The organism is Ralstonia sp. UNC404CL21Col (assembly GCF_000620465.1).
Taxonomy (GTDB): Bacteria; Pseudomonadota; Gammaproteobacteria; order Burkholderiales; family Burkholderiaceae; genus Ralstonia; species Ralstonia flatus.
The window spans coordinates 747772-765001 of sequence record NZ_JIBE01000004.1 but is presented as its reverse complement, the minus strand read 5'-3'; the positions used below and the strand labels follow the sequence as shown (position 1 = coordinate 765001).

The window sequence follows — 17230 nt, the reverse complement described above, 5'->3', positions numbered from 1 at the left end:
ATCAGCGCGCCTCGCTCGCCTTGCGTTCTTCACGCGAGAGGCCGGCTGTCCAGTAGCCCTTGGCGTCGATGGCGTCGTGCGGGACGGCCCAGGCGCCCTCGAGCAGCGTGCGCACCTGCTTGAGCAACGACGCCTCGCCGGCCAGGAACACCTGCGGCGTGCCGGCCGGCATGGCTTGCGCGCTGAGCGCTCCGACCATCATGGCGCCGGCGTGCGCCGTGTCGCTTTCCACCCAATGGATGTTGCGGCTGCGCGGGTGCGCGGCCAAGGCGCCTTCCAGCGGCAGCCGGGCGCGGGCGTCGCCAATGGCGATGTAGGTCAGCACCTGCGCGTGCTCAGGCAGCGTCTCCAGGATCGCGAAGATCGCAGGCAACGCGGTTTCGTCGCCGATGAGCAGCGTCCAAGGCGCGGCGGGATCGGCACGGAAACCGCGCTTCGGGCCAGCAAATTCGACTTCATCGCCGGGCGCGGCATGCTCGAGCCAGCGTGCGGCAGGGCCGTGCTGGGCTGCGGGCGTTTCGTCGTGCACGACGAAATCGATTTCGAGTTCGCCGCGCGCCGCGTGATAGCGGCGGATGGTGTAGGCCCGACCGAGCGTTCGGCCGCTGCCCGCGCGATCGTGCGGAAACATCAGCTTGATGGCGGCGCCGGGGGGCGCCTCGGCGAGATCCTCGAGATCCGTGGCGGCCACGCCGGTAAAGACCACGCGGCGCATGCGGGGCGACAACGTATGGATGGCGCGCACACGCACGCGGCGTGTGGCGGGTTTGACAGAACTGAGCAGCTGCGACATGAGACCTTGTGTGCGATTGAAGGCAAACATAGATGGCTGCGGAATGAACCGACTGGACCGACGCGGTGGCCCGGGCGACCGAACATCGCCCGGGGCGGCTGAACAGATGCTGCTGGCCGCTTACCGCTCGCCGGTGATTTCCTTGAGGGCACGTAGCAGGATGTCTGCCACGCGTTGCTGTTCTTCGCGCGAAGCGAAGCGTTTTTCCATGAGGGCAAACTTCAGGCGCCAGCGCGCGGTGCGCAGCGGGTCGTGGCCTGTGTCCGTCCATTCGGCGGCGTTGTCGGTTTCGCGGTCGAAGGCCATGGCTTCGTTCATGCGCTTGACGCGCTCACCCATGGCGCGCAGCTGCGCGAGGATGGCGTCGGCGCTGTTCTGGCGCTCGGCCAGCCAAGCTTCGCCTTCGGGCGTGATGCCGTAGCGCTTCTTGTTGCCTTCGACGGTGACGGAAGCAAAACCGTGATCTTCCAGGTACGACAGGGCCGGGTAGACCATGCCCGGGCTTGGCGTGTAGAAACCAAGCGAGTGCTCTTCCACCGCCTTGATCAACTCATAGCCGTGGCGCGGGGTGCCTTTCAGGAGCGCCAGCAGCACCAGTTGCAGATCGGCTGAACTGAGCCGTCGGCCACGCCAGGGGCTGCCGCCCTCGTCATCGCCTTCTCCGTAGCCGCCGGGGCCGCCAAAGCCGCCCATGCCGCGCCCGAAACCATGGCCGCCATGACCGTGCCGGCCCATCATGAAGTGTTTCTCAATCCACATTCTGGGGTGATGTCCAAACCATCCGCGCATTGCCGTTCTCCTGAAGAGCATCATCAGATATATCTTAAGATACATCGCATGATAGTGGCGGCCATCCAGAAGTCAAGGACATCCGTGGCGGCGGCAGGAAAAAAACCGGCCTCGGATCAGGCGGCAGGTTTCTCGGTGCCCAGCTTGGCGACGTGTACGAGCCAGCGCCTTACCACCTCTTCTTCTTCCGGCGTGAACCCATTGACCAGATCCTGCTCGATGCCGCCAGAGCGGTCTCGGCACGCGGCGAGCAGCTCGGAACCTTCCGGCGTGACGTCGATGTGCTGGATCCGGCCGTGCACGGCGTGGGGCCGGCGGGTGATAGCGCCGCTGCGCTCCAGGTTGGTGACGATCACGCTCACCGTCTGGGGCGTCAGCATGGCGAGCCGGGCGAGGTCGGCATTCGAGATGCCCGGGTAGGCGCGGAGCATCGTGAGCACCAGGAATTGCGGCAGTGTGACGCCCACGTCGGCCATGGCGCGCTCCATGCGCAACCGCTGCGCGGCGCTGGCTTGGCGCAGCAGGTAGCCAAGATAGCCCTCTTCGCCGCGTTTGCCTTGGCCGGGCTCCGGAATGGCGGGCGCGTTGGCGGATGTGTCGTGTTCCTGGGTGGCAACAGGGGTGCGCTTGCTCATGATGTAAGAGTTCGAATATGATGTTCGAACACTGATATTACCACTCCTCCCACCCGAACCCCTTCAGGAGCCAGCCATGGAAGATCTTTCCCCGCGCATGGATTACTCGGAATTTGTCGATACTGCCGTCGGCGTGGCGCCGGCGTTGCAGGCGCTCAGCAAGGCAGTGGACGCCTCTGGGCTGGAAAAACCGCTGACCGAACTCGTCAAGCTGCGCGCCTCGCAAATCAACGGCTGCGCGTTTTGCGTGCAGTTTCACCTGAACCTCGCGCGCAAGCTGCGTGTGGCGCCGGCCAAGCTGGATCTGGTGGCGGTCTGGCGCGACACGCCGGCCGTTTTCACCCCGCGGGAGCGCGCCGCGCTTGCCTGGACGGAAGCGCTGACCACGTTGGCCCGCGCCGCCGGCCACGGCGTGGAAGACCACGAATACGATGCCGTGCTCGAGCATTTTTCCCGGACGGAAGTCGCCTTTCTCACGGCCGCTGTCGCCAACATCCAGGCGTGGAACCGCATTGCCGTTGCGATGCGTTTTGCGCCACAGGTGCCGGCCGCGGCGGCAGCGGAGGGTGCATGACCATGGACGCCATCCGCCCCATCGAAGACGAAGCCGCGCTGCGTGCGTGCTTTCCCCTCATGCATCAATTGCGGCCGCACCTTGCCGACGCAGACGAACTGGCCGCGCGCTGGCGCCGGCAGGTGGAAGACGGCTATCGCCTCATCGCCGTCTGGCGTGACGGCGCGCCGGTTGCCCTGGCGGGCTATCGCCAGCAGGAAAACCTCGTCTACGGGCCGTTCCTGTATGTCGACGATCTCGTGACCGATGCCAAGCTGCGCAGCAGTGGTCTCGGCAACGTCCTGATGGACCATCTCAAGGCCGAAGCGGAGCGTCTGGGCTGTGCGAGGCTGGTGCTCGACACGCCGCTGTCCAACGTGCTTGGCCACCGCTTTTATTACCGCAACGGGCTGCTCGCGGGTGCGTTGCGGTTCGGCATGAACACGCAACCTGGAGCAACGCGATGACAACCCTGCTGCATGTGGCCGTGAGCCCCCGCGACGATCGCTCGCACAGTCGGCGCGGTGCGCAGTTCGTGATTGCGCAACTGGCGCAAGCCTCCGGTGGCCTGCGCATCATCGAGCGCGACCTGGCGGCGACGCCGCTGCCGCATCCCGATGCCGGTTTTGTCGAGGCCAGCCTCATGCCCGACGCCGAGCGCACCGCAGCGCATCGCGCGCAACTTGCCCTGTCGGAAACGCTGATCGGCGAGCTGGAGGCGGCGGACGCCGTGCTGATCTCTACGCCGGTGCACAACTACACGGTGCCTTCGGCGCTGAAGGCGTGGATCGATCTGGTGGTGCGGCCCGAGCGCACGTTTCGCCGCACGCCAAAGGGCAAGGTCGGCACGCTGACCGATCGCTCGGTGCTGGTGGTGTCCGCCTCCGGCGGCAACTTCGATGGTGCCCACGCGCAGACCGATTTCCTGATGCCGTATCTGCGGTACGTGTTTGCCACGGTGGGCATCCATCAAGTTGCCGGCATCCGCTTGCAGAACACCGCGCGCGGCGCCGATTCCGCCATGCAGGCCTTCGAAGGGTTCCGGCAGGAACTGGCCGCGCGGATGTTGCTCATGCCGCTGGTTGCCTGATTGCGTCGGGCCCGGCCACGGCGGTGCACGTGTCAGTGGACGGCCCCGCCACTGACCTTCACATCTGCGCGCGTGGCCAGCGCTGTACGCACCGCCAGACGAATCCCTTCGATTTGCGTATCGATCGACAGACTGGGCCGGCCCGCATGCAGGGCCGCCAGCTGGGGCGTGGTTGGCACGTGAATGAAGCCGCCGCGCACGTGCGGCGCGCGGGTGGCGATGTGGTGCATCAAACCGTAGAACAGGTGGTTGCAGTTGTAGGTGCCGGCACTTTGCGACACGCCCGCCGGCACGCCGGCCTCGCGCAGCGTTTGCACGATCGCTTTGATCGGCAGCGTGGAAAAGTACGCCGCCGGCCCATCGGGCACCACAGGCGTATCGACGGGCTGATTGCCGGCGTTGTCCGGAATGCGTGCGTCGATCACGTTGATGGCCACGCGCTCCACCGAGATATCCGTTCGGCCGGTTGCCAACCCGAGCGCGAACACCAGGGTCGGCGATGTTGCCTCGATGGCGTCCACCAATTGTTCGTTGGCGAGACCAAACACGCACGGCAGCTGCCGCGCCACGATAACCGCGCCGCCCACCTGCGTGCCGTCGAGTGCCTGCGCGATGTCCCACGAAGGGTTGGTGGGGTCGGATTCAAACGGCTCGATGCCGGTGACGAGAACGGTAGTCATGCGCGCGCTCCTGGTTGATATGCGTAGCGATGCAACTATTTTCCGATCAAAAAGGCGGCCATGGCCGCCCCCGTTTGTCTTACGTGTTCAGTGCACTCCGAACGTCGCGGATAGCCTGCACCGTATCGTCGAACGCGCTTGCGCCGACGTGCTCGCGCAAGCGCCGCGCCACCTTGGCGCTGGCCGCCTGCAGCGCGGCTTCCACTGCTCGGGCCGCTTCCGTGGGGAACAGGTTCCACTCGCGGCCATCCTCTGCGGACGGCTGGCGCTCCACCAGCCCCTTGGCGACCAAGCCATCGACGAGACGCGTGGCCGTGGGCCGCGCAATGCCCAGCACTTCGGCCAGTTCGCGATTGAGCACGCCGGGCCGTTTGAGCACCACGCGCAGCACAAAGCCTTGCGGCGGCGTCAGGCCGAACGGCGCGTACGCTGCCGCCCATTCGCGTTCGACGGAGCGCGCCAGCGCGGTGGTGTTGAAGTACAGGCAGTGATCAAACATGTGCGGCAGTCTAGCGACGGATCGTTAGGGATGCAACGAATTTATCCATCCATCGATCTGCTGGGAGTGAAGCACGGCGTACGGCTCAGGGCGGCGTTTCCGCCATCTACGTCAGCTGCTTCAGTGCCTGGACGAAGTACGCGCGATCGTGCGGTGCCAGGTCTTGCATGGTTTGCGAGAGGCGCTCCATCGTCGTGCGCGCGGTGGCGTGATCGCGGTCTGCGTGGGCAAACCACGCCAGCTCCAGAAGCAAGCCGCTCACTTGGACGTGGCCATAGCGATGACGGCCACTGTCGTGCTCGCGCAGACGCAGCGCCGCCACGTCGGTCCAGCGCTGGGGCCAGTAGCGCGCGTCAAAGGCTTCGGCAAACGGTCCGGCCTGCGTGCGCAGGTCGGTCAACGTGAGCGCAGTGCGGCTTGTGTCGGCGCGTGCAATGCGCATGAGTGCGATGGCGTTCCACGCTGATTGCAGTGGCCCGCCGTTGCGCAGCGCCTGCCATTCGCTCATGGCCAGCCAACGGACGGCATCGACCGTGCCGTCGGCATGCACCGCGTTGCCAAGCACATCGCGCAGCAGCCAGCACGTCATGCCGAGGTTGGCGGCTACTTGCTGCACGGCGTCGGAGGCCTGGCTTTCCAGCGCGGCAGCCAGCGCGGTTTCGAACTGCGCGACGATGCGCTGCGCGGCCTGGGCGCGTACGTCCGATGCAATGCCGTCGGCATCGGCGTAGAGCAGGCGGGCGCGTTCGATGAGTGCGCTCAGGTTGTTCCACTCGAAACGGATCTGCGGGTGATAGCGCAGCAGGCTGCGGCCGGGTTCGGCGTCGGCCAGGCGCGCGAGCAGGCCCGCGGCAAGGTCGAGGTCGCGCCGGTCATACGCGCACCATGCGGTGACGATGCGCTCCATGGCCGCGAGGTAATCGTTGCCCAGCACATGGCGCTGCCGGCGGTGCGCGCGCAGTTGCGAGAGCAAGGCGCTGGCGCGTGTCGAGTCGCCCAGCCGGCGCGCGGCCATTGCCTCGCCCAGGGTGACGAGGGCGCGCTGGAAGTCGTTGTCCGCGGCGTCGCCGGCGTGGCGCAAGGCGAGCAGGGCGCCGCCGCGCTCGGTGTCGGAGGCGCTTGTGCCGGTGCTCGTGCCGGTGCTCAGCGCATGCAGCAGGCGGCCTTCGCGCATGGCGTGGCGCGCCGTCAGAAAGGCGTGCCAGAAAGCCGGATTTGGCGTGCCGGGTGCAGGCCCGGACAGTGCGCTGGCGTTGGGTTCAGCGCCGATATCTGGGCTGCCCTCCGGCGCGGCGATACCGAGGAAGGTGCGCACATCGGTGTCATCGGCAATCCGTCCTTCCACCAGGCAGATCACGCGCGCCGCGTCTTCGGGCGTAAGCCAGAACGGGCCCTGGCTGCGCTTGTCTGCGTTGAGAAAGCGCGGCTCGCGATCGCGCTGTTCGCCCCAGCCGGCTTGCACGCCCCAGTTCTGCCAGTCGCGAAAGGCGCGGCTGATCATCATGCGCTGCGTGCTGGCGTCCGATACGGCACCGCGCAGGTCGGCCAGTCGCACCAGCGGTTGTTCCGGCGACAGACGATAGGCGTAGGCCAGTCGCACCAGCAGCCACAGGCTCTGGAACGGCGCACGCCGGCCGTCGACGGTTTGCGGCGTGGTCAGCTCGACATGGAGGGCGGGCAGGGGCGGAGGCGTCATGCAAACAATCGGGCGAAGCGAAAACGTGGCGCCATTGTGCGCCAAGCTCATTGTTACAGGCGTTACGCGCGTGACGTGAGGCTTGCCTTGCACGCTGGCGGCTGCATGGCGCGCTCCCTACGATGCGCAGCGCCGGCTCTTGTCCGCATCGACGCGAGCCGGCAGCCATTCACTCATTTCATGGAGCCCCTCATGTTCTCTCACTGGTCGAAGACCTTCGCGTTTGGCCTCACGGCCTGCGCCGTTGCCCTCAGCACCGCCACCGCTCATGCTGAGCTGGTCGTGCGCAATGACCTCAAGCGCGTGTTCGACGACGCCGGCGTCTCCGGCACCTTCGTGCTGATAGACATCAGCGCCGACCGTACGTATGTCGTCGATCCGGCGCGGGCCGCGCGGCGCATCCATCCGGCATCGACGTTCAAGATTCCGAACAGCCTGATCGCCTTCGACACCGGGGCCGTGCGCGACGATCAGGAAGTGCTGCCCTACGGCGGCAAGCCGCAGCCTTACAAGCAATGGGAGCACGACATGGCGTTGCCCGAGGCGATTCGCCTGTCGGCCGTGCCGATCTATCAGGAAGTCGCGCGCCGTGTTGGGTTTGAGCGCATGCAGGCCTACGTCGACGCGTTCGACTACGGCAATCGCCAGCTCGGCAGCGTGATCGACCAGTTCTGGCTGCGTGGCCCGCTGGAGATTTCCGCGTTTGAAGAAGCACGCTTCACCAGCCGCATGGCCCTCAAGCAGTTGCCGGTAAAACCGCGCACGTGGGACATGGTCCACCGCATGCTGTTGATCGAGCAGCAGGGCGATGCCGCGCTGTATGCCAAGACCGGCGTCGCCACCGAATACCAGCCGGAGATCGGTTGGTGGGTCGGCTGGGTCGAGCGTGCCGGGCGGGTCTATGCGTTTGCGCTGAACATCGACATGCCGCGCGAGGGCGATATGGCCAAACGCATTCCGGTGGGCAAGCAGTTGATGCAGGCCCTGGAGGTGTGGCCGACGCCGTGAGACGCGCGCCTGTAGGTTCCTCTATCTGACCCGCAATTAGGGATGCCCGCACTCCACAATGAGATGGATCCGGAGGACGATGAAAATCGTAAAAAACTATTGCGGCGGTCCGCCGGAAGGGGGCCAGACGCGAAACATCGCCCGAGGGGCGAGCATCCGGGGGGTCTTATGTTCAGGGTCTACAAGGCAATGGCCGTCGCCATCACGACGGCCGTCGGAGCGAGTGGCGCGCTTGCGGGCGGCAGCCAGGACGGCGTGATTTATTTCACGGGCGCCATCGTCGAGGCGGGGTTCCGTGTGCAGCCGGCGCTACGGGCGGTGGGCGCGGGCGAGGGTTTGCAGGCGCGTTCATCCGCGTCCGGCGATCAGGTGGTGCTCGACTTTCGCTCGACGGCGGTGCGGGCCGTGCCGGTCGATGTGTCGGTGGAGGCGCGTGGGGCATCGTCGCTCAGGCCCCTGCGGGTGGGCGATGCACGCAGCAAGGCGGACGTCCTGGCCAAATACGGCGGTTTCAACGCCAGCCTGCTCATGGCAAACAACGGCACGCTGACCTTGTCGCGCGCGCCGGGGACGGAGCCAGCGCTGGCGGTGGTGACGCTGTCCTACCAGTAATGAAAAAGGCGGGGAAATCCCCGCCTTGTTTGTGGACTGTTGCGATTGACCGTTGCGACGGCGTTACGACGCCACCGGCCCCACCGGCGATTGGAACGGGTGGTACTGGTACAACCACGTCTCCGACAGCGGCTTGCCATCCACACGCAAAAACAGCCGCATGTCGACCGGTTCCTTCCCGTCGACCGTCAGGTCGAACTGCGCGCGCCAGTGCCCCGGCACGCCATTCGGCACGGCTTCGGTAAACACATACGAGAACGTGCCGCGCGAGGTGCTGAGCACGGCCTCCGGCTTGGTGCCGAACGGCAGCTTCTCCAGCGGGCCGCCCTTGAACTCGACCATGAATTTGCGCACGCCGCGCGGCCGCGGCTGGCCCGGCTGCCCGCCGTTGCCCATGCGCGTGGCCACGCAGCGCGCCAGTTGCGTCGGATACGGCTCATCGGCCAGCCAGTGCAGGCGATAGCGCAGACGATACTGGCTGCCCGCACGCGCCGGTGCCTTCGGCACCCACATCGCGACGATGTTGTCGTGGATCTCGTCGTCGGTCGGGATTTCAATCAGCTGCACGGCGCCTTCGCCCCAGCCTTCCAGCGGCTCGACCCACAGGCTCGGGCGGCGCTCGTAGTGCACGCCGTCTTGGTAGTTGTTGAAATCGCGATCGCGCTGCAGCAGGCCGAAGCCGCGCGGGTTGTTGTCGCCAAAGGCAGACGCCATCGTGCGCGGCGGATCGTTCAGCGGGCGCCAGATGCGTTCGCCGTTGCCGGTCCAGAGAGCCAGGCCGTCGGAGTCGTGCACCTCGGGACGCCAGTCGGTGGCGGTGCCCTTGGCCGTTTCCGAGAACCAGTACATCGACGTGGCCGGCGCGATGCCGAAGCGGTCGACATCCTTGCGCAGGAAGATGGCCGTGTCGATGTCCATCACCACGCCCTTCGTGCGGTGCATCACGAAGCGGTATGCGCCGGTGATGCTCGGGCCGTCGAGCAGCGTATAGATCGTCACGGAATCGGCGCGGTTGTCTGCCGGCGTGTCGAACCACACGTGCGTGAAGTTTGGAAACTCCTCCGGCTTGCCGGCCTGCGCCACGTCGAGCGCGATGCCGCGTGCGGAAAGTCCGTACTGATACAGCTCGCCGATGGCGCGGAAGTACGACGCGCCCAGGAAGGCGACCCAGTCGTTCTTCTTCCAGTCGAGTTTTTTCTGGTCGCCGAGGCGGCTTTCCTGGAAGCGGAAACCGGCAAAGCCGCTGCCGCGCGGCAGTTTGCGCGCCGGGCTGTCGGCAGGCATGTCGAAGTACGACTCGTCGTAAACGATTTCGCGTGCGGCGCCTTTTTCCACCACGTGCATGCGCACCGGCGCGCGGAAGAACGTGCCCAGATGGAAGAACGTCACCGGAAACTGGCCGGGGCCGTCAGCAAACAGCGCGTGGGCGGTGTCGAACTTGATCTTGCCGTGCGCTTCGTAGTCGATCTTGGACAGGATGTCGGCCGGCGCCGTGGCAGGCGGCGTGTACGGCTTGCCGGCCATCGTGCGGGCGCGCTCGATCAGTGCATCGAAAGAAAACGGCGCGGCATCGCCGAGCTTGACGCGATCGGCGGCCAGCGCTTCGGGCGTGATGCCGAGGGCTGCCAGCGTGGCGGTAACCGAGGCGGAGGCAAGAAGGGTTCGACGTGTGACCATAGGTGCCTGTGATGTAGCGGGTGAATAAGAATGGTCCGACATGGTAACGCGCACCGGGGTTCCGACGCGGGCTGAGGGTCGTCCGGATGGCCGATCCGTCGCGGCCCAGGCGGCCCAGGCGGCCAAATCGACCGTTCGTCGCAGCGGGTTTGCGCCTTGAAGTGCCGGTTGCGATACTTGGCGGCACATCGACCTGGGGGCTCGGATGACGCAACGCTTTCGCAGCATCGGCATCGCTTTGGCATTGGCCTGCGCGTTATGCAGCGCGCAGGCGGCACCTTGCGACGCGCCTGCCCCGTTGAACGACGGCTGGCAAATCGAGGCGGAACCGGCCGCGGCGGGTTTCGACGCCCGCAAGCTCTGTGCCGTCCTGCACAAGGTTGCAGACGCCGATATCAATGTCCACAGCCTGCTCGTGGTGCGACATGGACGCCTGGTCGCGGAGGTCTATCGTGCAGGCAAGGACGAGCGGGTGAAGGACCTGTTCCGCACCACGCGCACGTTCGACGCCAGCACGCTTCACGACGTTCGCTCGATCAGCAAATCGGTGACCAGCCTGCTGTGGGGCATTGCGCAGGGGCAGGGCAAGACGCCGCCGCTCGACACGCCGGTGCTGTCGCTGTTTCCGGCGCTGGCGGAGCTGAATCGCGACGGCCGCGAAGCGATCACGCTGTCCCAGATGCTGTCGATGTCGAGCGGCCTGGCCTGGAACGAATGGCGTGCGACGAGCCTGTTCAACAACGACGAGTTCGGATTGTTCTGGCACACGTCTCAGGCGCACTACGTGTTTGACCGGCCGATTGCAGCGCCGGCGGGCTCGCAATTCAACTACAACGGCGGCAACACGGCGGTGCTGGCGCTGCTGCTGGCGGAGCGCGTCGGCATGCCGTTGCCGGAGTACGCGCGCAGACAGCTGTTCGAACCGCTGGGCATCACCGACTGGGAATGGGTCGATGACTACCGCGGCCGCCCGCTGGCGTTTGCCGGCGTCCGCCTGCGGCCTCGAGACCTGGCACGCATCGGCCAGCTCGTGCTGCAGCACGGTCAATGGAATGGGCGGCAACTCGTGCCCGCCGAGTGGATTGCCGAATCAACGGCGCCCCACATCGACACGGGCATGGGCATGCAGTACGGCTATCAGTGGTGGCTCGGCAAGGTGGCGGCGGGCGGCGCCGAATACGCGTGGATCGGCGGCATCGGCAACGGCGGCCAGCGCCTGTGGATCGTGCCGGGCCTAGACATGGTGGTCGTCATCACGGCGGGCGATTACAACCAGCGGGCAATCTGGACGCAGGCCGAAAACCTGCTCAACGACGTGATGACCGCCGTACAGCCGGCGCCGCATTAACGGCTCCGCGGCTACGCGGCTGCACGGTTGAGCGGTTGAGCGGTTGAGCGGTTGAGCGGTTGACCCGGCCCTACAGGAACCGGTCGAGGATCTTGCGGCTGTGCTTGTCGAGCGACAGCAGATCGCGGATCAGGTAGTGGATGCCGTGGCTGTCGGAGATGAGCAGCGTGGTGCCGGTCAGGCGGCGGATGTCTTCTTCGCCGCGCAGCACCAAGTCAGTCTGGCCGCGGTCGGTCTGCACCGTCCACGTGCTCGGCGTGGCGTAGGTCGATACGCCGACGATCTTGCGGATCTCGGGCATGAACTCACGCGCGCCGAGTTCGGCGTCGATCAGCGCACGCATCGGCGCGGGCAGCGCTGCCGGGTGCGGGATCCATGCCAGCTCGCGGCCGTCGGTGCTCATCAGGCTCAAGCCCTCGTCGGCGGCGGAGATGGGGAAGGCGCGCACGGGCACCACGCCTTCATGGACGGTGCCGTCGGCCAGGGTCATGACAAGCTTGCCGAAGCCGTTGCGGCTCAGAGCGAAATCGGGCGTTTGCATCGCAGTCATTTCGGATAAGGGATCACTGCGCGTAAGCCGGCGCGGCGGCGTCCACGCGCTCGCCGTCGCTGGTCAGATCGGTGTCGGCGTCGACATTGCGGGCCTGCGCCTGATACAGCTTGTAGTACGCCCCTTCGCGCGCGAGCAGCTCATCGTGGTTGCCCACTTCGACGATCTGACCGCGATCCATGACGACCAGGCGATCTGCCTTGCGCAGCGTCGACAAACGGTGCGCGATGGCAATGGTTGTGCGGCCCTGCACGAGGTTGTCGAGCGCCTTCTGGATTTCCTTCTCGGTGGTCGTGTCCACGGAAGACGTGGCCTCGTCCATGATCAGGATGCGCGGGTTGATGAGCAGCGCGCGCGCAATCGAAATGCGCTGCCGCTCGCCGCCCGACAGCGCCTGGCCGCGTTCGCCCACCAGCGAGTCATAGCCGTGCGGCAGGCGCAGGATGAACTCGTGCGCATGGGCGGCACGTGCGGCGGCGATGATCTCTTCGCGCGTGGCGTCGGGCTTGCCGTAGGCGATGTTGTCGGCAATCGTCCCGAAGAATAGGAACGGCTCCTGCAGCACCAGGCCGATGTTGCGGCGGAATTCCGAGACGGGCAGCGAACGGATGTCGGTGCCGTCCAGGCGGATCGCGCCTTCCGACACATCGTAGAAGCGGCAGATCAGGTTGACGAGCGTGCTCTTGCCCGAGCCGCTGTGCCCAACCAGCCCGATCATCTCGCCCGGCTGGATCGACAGGTTCAGGCCGCGGATCACCGCGCGGTTGCCGTAGCGGAAGCCCAGGTCGCGCAGCTCGATCGCGCCGTTCACCTTCTCGATGTGCACGGGCTTTGCCGGCTCCGGCACGCTCGATACGTGGTCGAGAATGTCGAAGATGCGCTTGGCGCCCGCCGCCGCCTTCTGCGTGACGGACACGATGCGGCTCATGGAATCCAGGCGCGTGTAGAAGCGGCTGATATAGGTCAGGAACGCCACCAGCACACCGACGGTGATCGCATCGTGGCTCACCTGCCAGATGCCGAAGATCCACACCACCAGCAGGCCGACTTCGGTCAGCAGCGTGACGGTCGGGGTAAACAGCGACCACACCGCGTTGACACGATCGTTGATCGCCAGGTTGTGCTTGTTGGCCTCGGCAAAGCGCGTCACTTCGCGCTTTTCCTGGGCAAAGGCCTTGACCACCCGGATGCCCGGGATCGTGTCGGCCAGCACGTTGGTGATTTCCGACCAGATCCGGTCGATCTTCTCGAAGCCGTGGCGCAGGCGGTCGCGCACCAGGTGGATCATCCACGCGATGAACGGCAGCGGCACGAGCGTGACGAGCGCCAGCCACGGGTCGATCGAAACCAGGATGACGGCCGTCATCGCGATCATCAGCACATCGGTGGCGAAATCGAGCAGGTGCAATGACAGGAACACGCTGATGCGGTCGCTTTCCGAACCGATGCGCGCCATGAGGTCGCCGGTGCGCTTGCCGCCAAAGTATTCCAGCGACAGCTTGAGCAGGTGCTCGTAGGTGGTCGTGCGCAGGTCGGCGCTGATGCGCTCGGACACGCGCGCCAGCAGATAGGTGCGCGCCCAGCCTAGCACCCACGCCACCAGCGCGGCGCCAAACAGGCCCGACAGATAGAGCGTCACCAGCCGGTAATCGACGGGTTGCCCGTTCTGGTAGGGAATCAGCACCTTGTCCATCAACGGCATCGTCAGGTACGGCGGCACCAGCGTGGCGGCCGTGCCGATCAGCAGCAGGGCGAAGCCGGCCAGCAATTCCCACCGATACGGCCGGGCAAAGCGCCACAGGCGCAGCAGCGCCCAGGTCGAGGGCGGCTGCTCCAGTTCACGGCTGCATTGCGGGCAGTTGTCTTCGCCGGGCGGCAGGGGCGCCTTGCAGGTCGGGCAGACCTCTGCGTCGGGCTGCGCGGCCTGGGCGCCGGTGGCCAAGGCGTTGCGCTGGGCGTCAAAGGCGTCGGCCAGCCGCAGCGCGTCGGTGTTGCGGCCCAGGGTGTAGCGCCAGCTGGCCAGCCGGCGCTGTCCGTCGGACAGCTCCAGCGTGCCTACGCCGGCGTGGTCGCTATGGGCAAGCGTCATGCCAGGAGCGATGTCCCAGCTTTGCAAATCCTTTTCACCGGGCGCTTGGCCGACCAGGCGGCGGTTCGTAACAACCAGCCACCCGCGGGTAAAATGCAGCCTTGCGTCCAAATCCAGCTGCAGCCCGGCCAGGACGGTTTCTTCTGGAGCGAGGCTCGGGGCCAGCACGACACTCCAGGGTTCCTGAGCGCTGGCGACGATGGGGGCGGACGATGGGGAGGACTGGGTCATCAGTGGCGCAAAGAATTCAAAAAGCGCGTCCAAATGGCCAAAAAACAGCCCAAAACGGGAAAAGGACGAACATAAATCGAGGCAGGAGTGCAGCGTCGCAATTGTTGCGGCCTGCAAATTTTGCTCGCAAGTATACATAGCCACGCCAGCACGGCATTTGGTGCGCTGCACAACGCACTCCGGGCTCAAGACGTCAACGCCGACGCCGTTGTAACGTTATTGAAAGGTAACGGTTCGATTTCACGGACCAATTCACGGGTACATCGCCCCCTGCTTCCAAGCAAATTCAATGAAGAAGAAGGACATTGAGATTCTCGATGTCATGTCGCTGCGCGGCCCGAATATGTGGACATATCGGCCAGTGCTGGAGGCATGGGTCGATATTGGTGAACTGGAGGATTTCCCTTCCAACACGATTCCGGGGTTCTACGAGCGTCTGTCGACATGGCTGCCCACGCTGATCGAGCACCGCTGCAGCCCCGGCGTGCGCGGTGGCTTCCTGATGCGTCTGAAGGAAGGCACCTGGCCCGGCCACATCCTGGAACACGTCACCCTCGAGCTGCAGAACCTGGCCGGCATGCCTGGCGGTTTCGGCAAGGCGCGCGAGACGCCGGTGCGCGGCGTCTACAAGGTGATCGTCCGCGCATGGCACGAAGACGTGACCCGCGCTGCCCTGTTCGCCGCCCGTGATCTGGTCATGGCGGCCATCGAAGACCGCCCGTACGACGTGGACGCCGCCGTCGAAACGCTGCGCGACCTGGTGGACGAACATTGCCTCGGCCCCAGCACCGCCTGCATCGTCGATGCCGCCGATGACCGCAACATCCCGTCGATCCGCCTGTCGGACGGCAACCTTGTGCAGCTCGGCTACGGCGCTCGCCAGCGCCGCATCTGGACGGCCGAAACCGACCGCACCAGCGCCATCGCCGAATCGATCTCGCGCGACAAGGACCTGACCAAGAGCCTGCTGCAGTCGTGCGGCGTGCCGGTGCCGGAAGGCCGCATGGTCGACAGCGCCGAAGACGCCTGGGACGCGGCCGAAGACATCGGCGTGCCGGTGGTCGTCAAGCCGTACGACGGCAACCACGGCCGCGGCGTGTTCACGAACCTGATGACGCGCGAAGAGGTGGAGACGGCCTACGCCGTGGCCATCGAGGAAGGCAACGGCGTGATCGTCGAGCGCTTCGTCTCCGGCAACGAACACCGCCTGCTGGTGGTGGGCGGCCGCGTGGCGGCGGCGGCGATGGGCGAGACCGCGTCGGTGGTCGGCGACGGCACTTCGACCATCGAAGAACTGATCGAATCGCAGATCAACTCCGACCCGCGCCGCGGCAACACCGAAGAACACCCCCTGAACTGCGTGCGCCTGGATTCCGCCGCGCGGCTCGAACTCAAGCGCCAGGGCTATGCCGACGGCAGCGCCGTGCCGCCCGCGGGCCGCAGCGTGCTGATCCAGCGCAACGGCAACGTCGCCTTTGACGTGACCGACCGCGTGCACCCGAGCGTGGCCGCCCATGCATCGCTGGCCGCACGCGTGGTCGGGCTCGACATTGCCGGCGTGGACCTGGTGGCCGACGACATCTCGCGCCCGCTGGATGAGCAGCGTGGCGCCATTGTCGAAGTCAACGCCGGGCCCGGGTTGCTGATGCACATCCGGCCGGCACAGGGCGAACCACGCCCGGTGGGCCGCGCGATTGTCGATCACCTGTTTTCCGGCAAGGACGGCGCGCAGGACGATGGCCGCATTCCCATCGTCGGCATCACGGGCACCAACGGCAAGACCATCGTGGCCAAGCTCGTCGCGCAGATGCTGCAACTGTCGGGCAGGCACACGGGGCTGGGCTGCAGCGACGGCCTCTACCTCGATCGCCGCCAGGTGGAATCCGGCGCGCGCACCGACCGCGCCGCATGGGACGCCTGCCATCGCATCCTGATGAACCGCGCCGTGGAAGCGGCCGTGTTCGAGAGCGACAGCGGCATGATCCTCTCGCAGGGGCTGCCGTATGACCGCTGCCAGGTGGGTGTGGTCACCAACTTCGGCAAGCCCGATCACCTGGGCGACTTCTACGTCGAAGATGAAGACCGCATGTATAGCGTCCTGCGCACGCAGATCGACGTTGTGCTCAAGACCGGCGTCGGCGTGCTGAATGCCGCCGATGCGCGTCTCGTTGAAATGGCCGATCTGTGCGACGGCGATGTGATCTTCTTCGCGTTGTCGGGCGATCTGCCGGCCATTACTGAGCACCGCGCCGCGGGCAAGCGGGCTGTGTTCGTGCGCGACGGCAAGGTGGTGCTCGCCACCGGCCCGACCGAACTGGCGCTGGCCGACGTGTCCTCCATTCCGCTGACCTACGCCGGCCGCGTGCCGTTCCAGCTGGAAAACGTGCTGGCGGCCGTGGCGACGGGTTGGGCGCTGGGCATTTCGAACGACCTGATGCGCGCCGGCATCCTGACTTTCGATGTGGGTCAGGTCGACGTGCCGGGCCGCTTCACGCTGTTCCAGCACCACGGCGCCACCATCGTGGTGGATGACGCGCACAACGCCTCGGCGCTGGAAGCTTTGGCCACTGCGCTGGACAACTTCCCGGCCGAGCGCCGCACGCTTGTATTTGGCGCCGGGTTGCAACGTCGCGACGAAGACCTGATTGCGCAAGGCACCGTCATCGGCCAGACGTTCGATCGCGTGCTGCTATGCGAAGACGCCAGCGTCAAGCGCACCGATGCCGAGTTCGATCGCCAAGCACGCGCGCTGCTCAAGCAAGGGTTGCAGGCAGGCGGTCGCGTGGCTGAAGTCGTCGTCGAAGGGGCCAAGCGCCGGGATGTCGTGGATGCGGCGCTCTCGCAGCTCACGGCAGGCGACCTGCTGGTCCTGCAATGCGACGAGTGCGCCATCGAGGGCACCGTCGAGCAGGTACACCAGTGGATGGGCCGCGCCGAATCCCAGAACTGACGATCGGGCCTGAATCCAACAGAACGCCCA

Annotated in this window: 16 protein-coding genes; 7 read left to right on the top strand and 9 right to left on the bottom strand. The window is 66.1% G+C overall.

Annotated elements, in window-relative coordinates; all coding sequences use genetic code 11:
- Position 1 precedes the first annotated feature (1 nt).
- The 3 genes from N511_RS0111540 to N511_RS0111530 form a co-directional block, all read right to left on the bottom strand.
- Positions 2-823 (bottom strand): siderophore-interacting protein, encoded by an 822-nt coding sequence (locus N511_RS0111540; RefSeq protein ID WP_027679433.1) that lies wholly within the window; start codon positions 821-823, stop codon positions 2-4.
- Between the two features lie 90 nt (positions 824-913).
- Positions 914-1582: a PadR family transcriptional regulator gene (locus N511_RS0111535; RefSeq protein WP_027679432.1), complete on the bottom strand. Its 669-nt coding sequence runs from the start codon at positions 1580-1582 to the stop codon at positions 914-916.
- 116 nt (positions 1583-1698) lie between these two features.
- Positions 1699-2217: a MarR family winged helix-turn-helix transcriptional regulator gene (locus tag N511_RS0111530; RefSeq protein ID WP_027679431.1), complete on the bottom strand. Its 519-nt coding sequence runs from the start codon at positions 2215-2217 to the stop codon at positions 1699-1701.
- A gap of 76 nt (positions 2218-2293) precedes the next feature.
- Here N511_RS0111530 and N511_RS0111525 point away from each other — a divergent pair, with 76 nt between their 5' ends.
- Genes N511_RS0111525 through N511_RS0111515 form a run of 3 tightly spaced genes read left to right on the top strand, consistent with a single transcriptional unit; the run spans position 2294 to position 3860 of the window.
- Entirely contained in the window at positions 2294-2791 is a 498-nt protein-coding gene (locus tag N511_RS0111525; protein WP_027679430.1) for a carboxymuconolactone decarboxylase family protein, read from the top strand.
- Positions 2788-3237 (top strand): GNAT family N-acetyltransferase, encoded by a 450-nt coding sequence (locus N511_RS0111520; RefSeq protein ID WP_027679429.1) that lies wholly within the window; start codon positions 2788-2790, stop codon positions 3235-3237. The genes N511_RS0111525 and N511_RS0111520 overlap by 4 nt, the downstream gene beginning before the upstream one ends.
- A complete protein-coding gene (locus N511_RS0111515; protein ID WP_027679428.1) occupies positions 3234-3860 on the top strand; it encodes an FMN-dependent NADH-azoreductase in 627 nt (208 codons plus the stop codon). Before N511_RS0111520 ends, N511_RS0111515 begins: the two co-directional genes overlap by 4 nt.
- 32 nt (positions 3861-3892) lie before the next feature.
- On the opposite strand, the gene pcp is transcribed toward N511_RS0111515, so the two are convergent.
- From pcp to N511_RS0111500, 3 genes are all read right to left on the bottom strand, one after another.
- Positions 3893-4540, bottom strand: a complete 648-nt coding sequence (gene pcp / locus N511_RS0111510) for a pyroglutamyl-peptidase I (protein ID WP_027679427.1) — start codon at positions 4538-4540, stop codon at positions 3893-3895.
- Positions 4541-4619: 79 nt separating this feature from the next.
- Positions 4620-5039 (bottom strand): MarR family winged helix-turn-helix transcriptional regulator, encoded by a 420-nt coding sequence (locus N511_RS0111505; RefSeq protein WP_027679426.1) that lies wholly within the window; start codon positions 5037-5039, stop codon positions 4620-4622.
- A 106-nt stretch (positions 5040-5145) separates the two neighbouring features.
- On the bottom strand, positions 5146-6735 hold the full coding sequence (locus tag N511_RS0111500; RefSeq protein WP_027679425.1) for a hypothetical protein: 1590 nt from the start codon (positions 6733-6735) through the stop codon (positions 5146-5148).
- A gap of 192 nt (positions 6736-6927) precedes the next feature.
- Between N511_RS0111500 and blaOXA the strand changes: the two genes are divergently transcribed.
- Together blaOXA and N511_RS0111490 are read left to right on the top strand one after the other, a co-directional pair.
- Positions 6928-7743 (top strand): OXA-60 family carbapenem-hydrolyzing class D beta-lactamase, encoded by an 816-nt coding sequence (gene blaOXA, locus N511_RS0111495; RefSeq protein ID WP_027679424.1) that lies wholly within the window; start codon positions 6928-6930, stop codon positions 7741-7743.
- A gap of 168 nt (positions 7744-7911) precedes the next feature.
- Entirely contained in the window at positions 7912-8355 is a 444-nt protein-coding gene (locus N511_RS0111490) for a hypothetical protein (RefSeq protein ID WP_027679423.1), read from the top strand.
- Positions 8356-8418: 63 nt separating this feature from the next.
- Here N511_RS0111490 and N511_RS0111485 read toward each other — a convergent pair whose 3' ends face one another.
- Positions 8419-10032 carry a glucan biosynthesis protein gene (locus N511_RS0111485; RefSeq protein WP_012430093.1) on the bottom strand — a complete coding sequence of 538 codons (1614 nt, stop codon included), beginning with the start codon at positions 10030-10032 and terminating at the stop codon, positions 8419-8421.
- Positions 10033-10237: 205 nt separating this feature from the next.
- Here N511_RS0111485 and N511_RS0111480 point away from each other — a divergent pair, with 205 nt between their 5' ends.
- Positions 10238-11380, top strand: coding sequence for a serine hydrolase domain-containing protein (locus tag N511_RS0111480; RefSeq protein ID WP_027679422.1), 1143 nt, complete (start codon positions 10238-10240; stop codon positions 11378-11380).
- Between the two features lie 70 nt (positions 11381-11450).
- Here the strand turns inward: N511_RS0111480 and N511_RS0111475 are convergent, their stop codons facing one another.
- Both N511_RS0111475 and N511_RS0111470 read right to left on the bottom strand, forming a co-directional pair.
- A complete protein-coding gene (locus N511_RS0111475; protein ID WP_197032043.1) occupies positions 11451-11921 on the bottom strand; it encodes a cyanophycin metabolism-associated DUF1854 family protein in 471 nt (156 codons plus the stop codon).
- A gap of 22 nt (positions 11922-11943) precedes the next feature.
- Positions 11944-14250 carry a cyanophycin metabolism-associated ABC transporter gene (locus N511_RS0111470; RefSeq protein ID WP_027679420.1) on the bottom strand — a complete coding sequence of 769 codons (2307 nt, stop codon included), beginning with the start codon at positions 14248-14250 and terminating at the stop codon, positions 11944-11946.
- 289 nt (positions 14251-14539) lie between these two features.
- On the opposite strand from N511_RS0111470, the gene cphA reads away from it, so the two are divergent.
- Entirely contained in the window at positions 14540-17200 is a 2661-nt protein-coding gene (cphA, locus tag N511_RS0111465; protein WP_027679419.1) for a cyanophycin synthetase, read from the top strand.
- Positions 17201-17230: the final 30 nt, after the last annotated feature.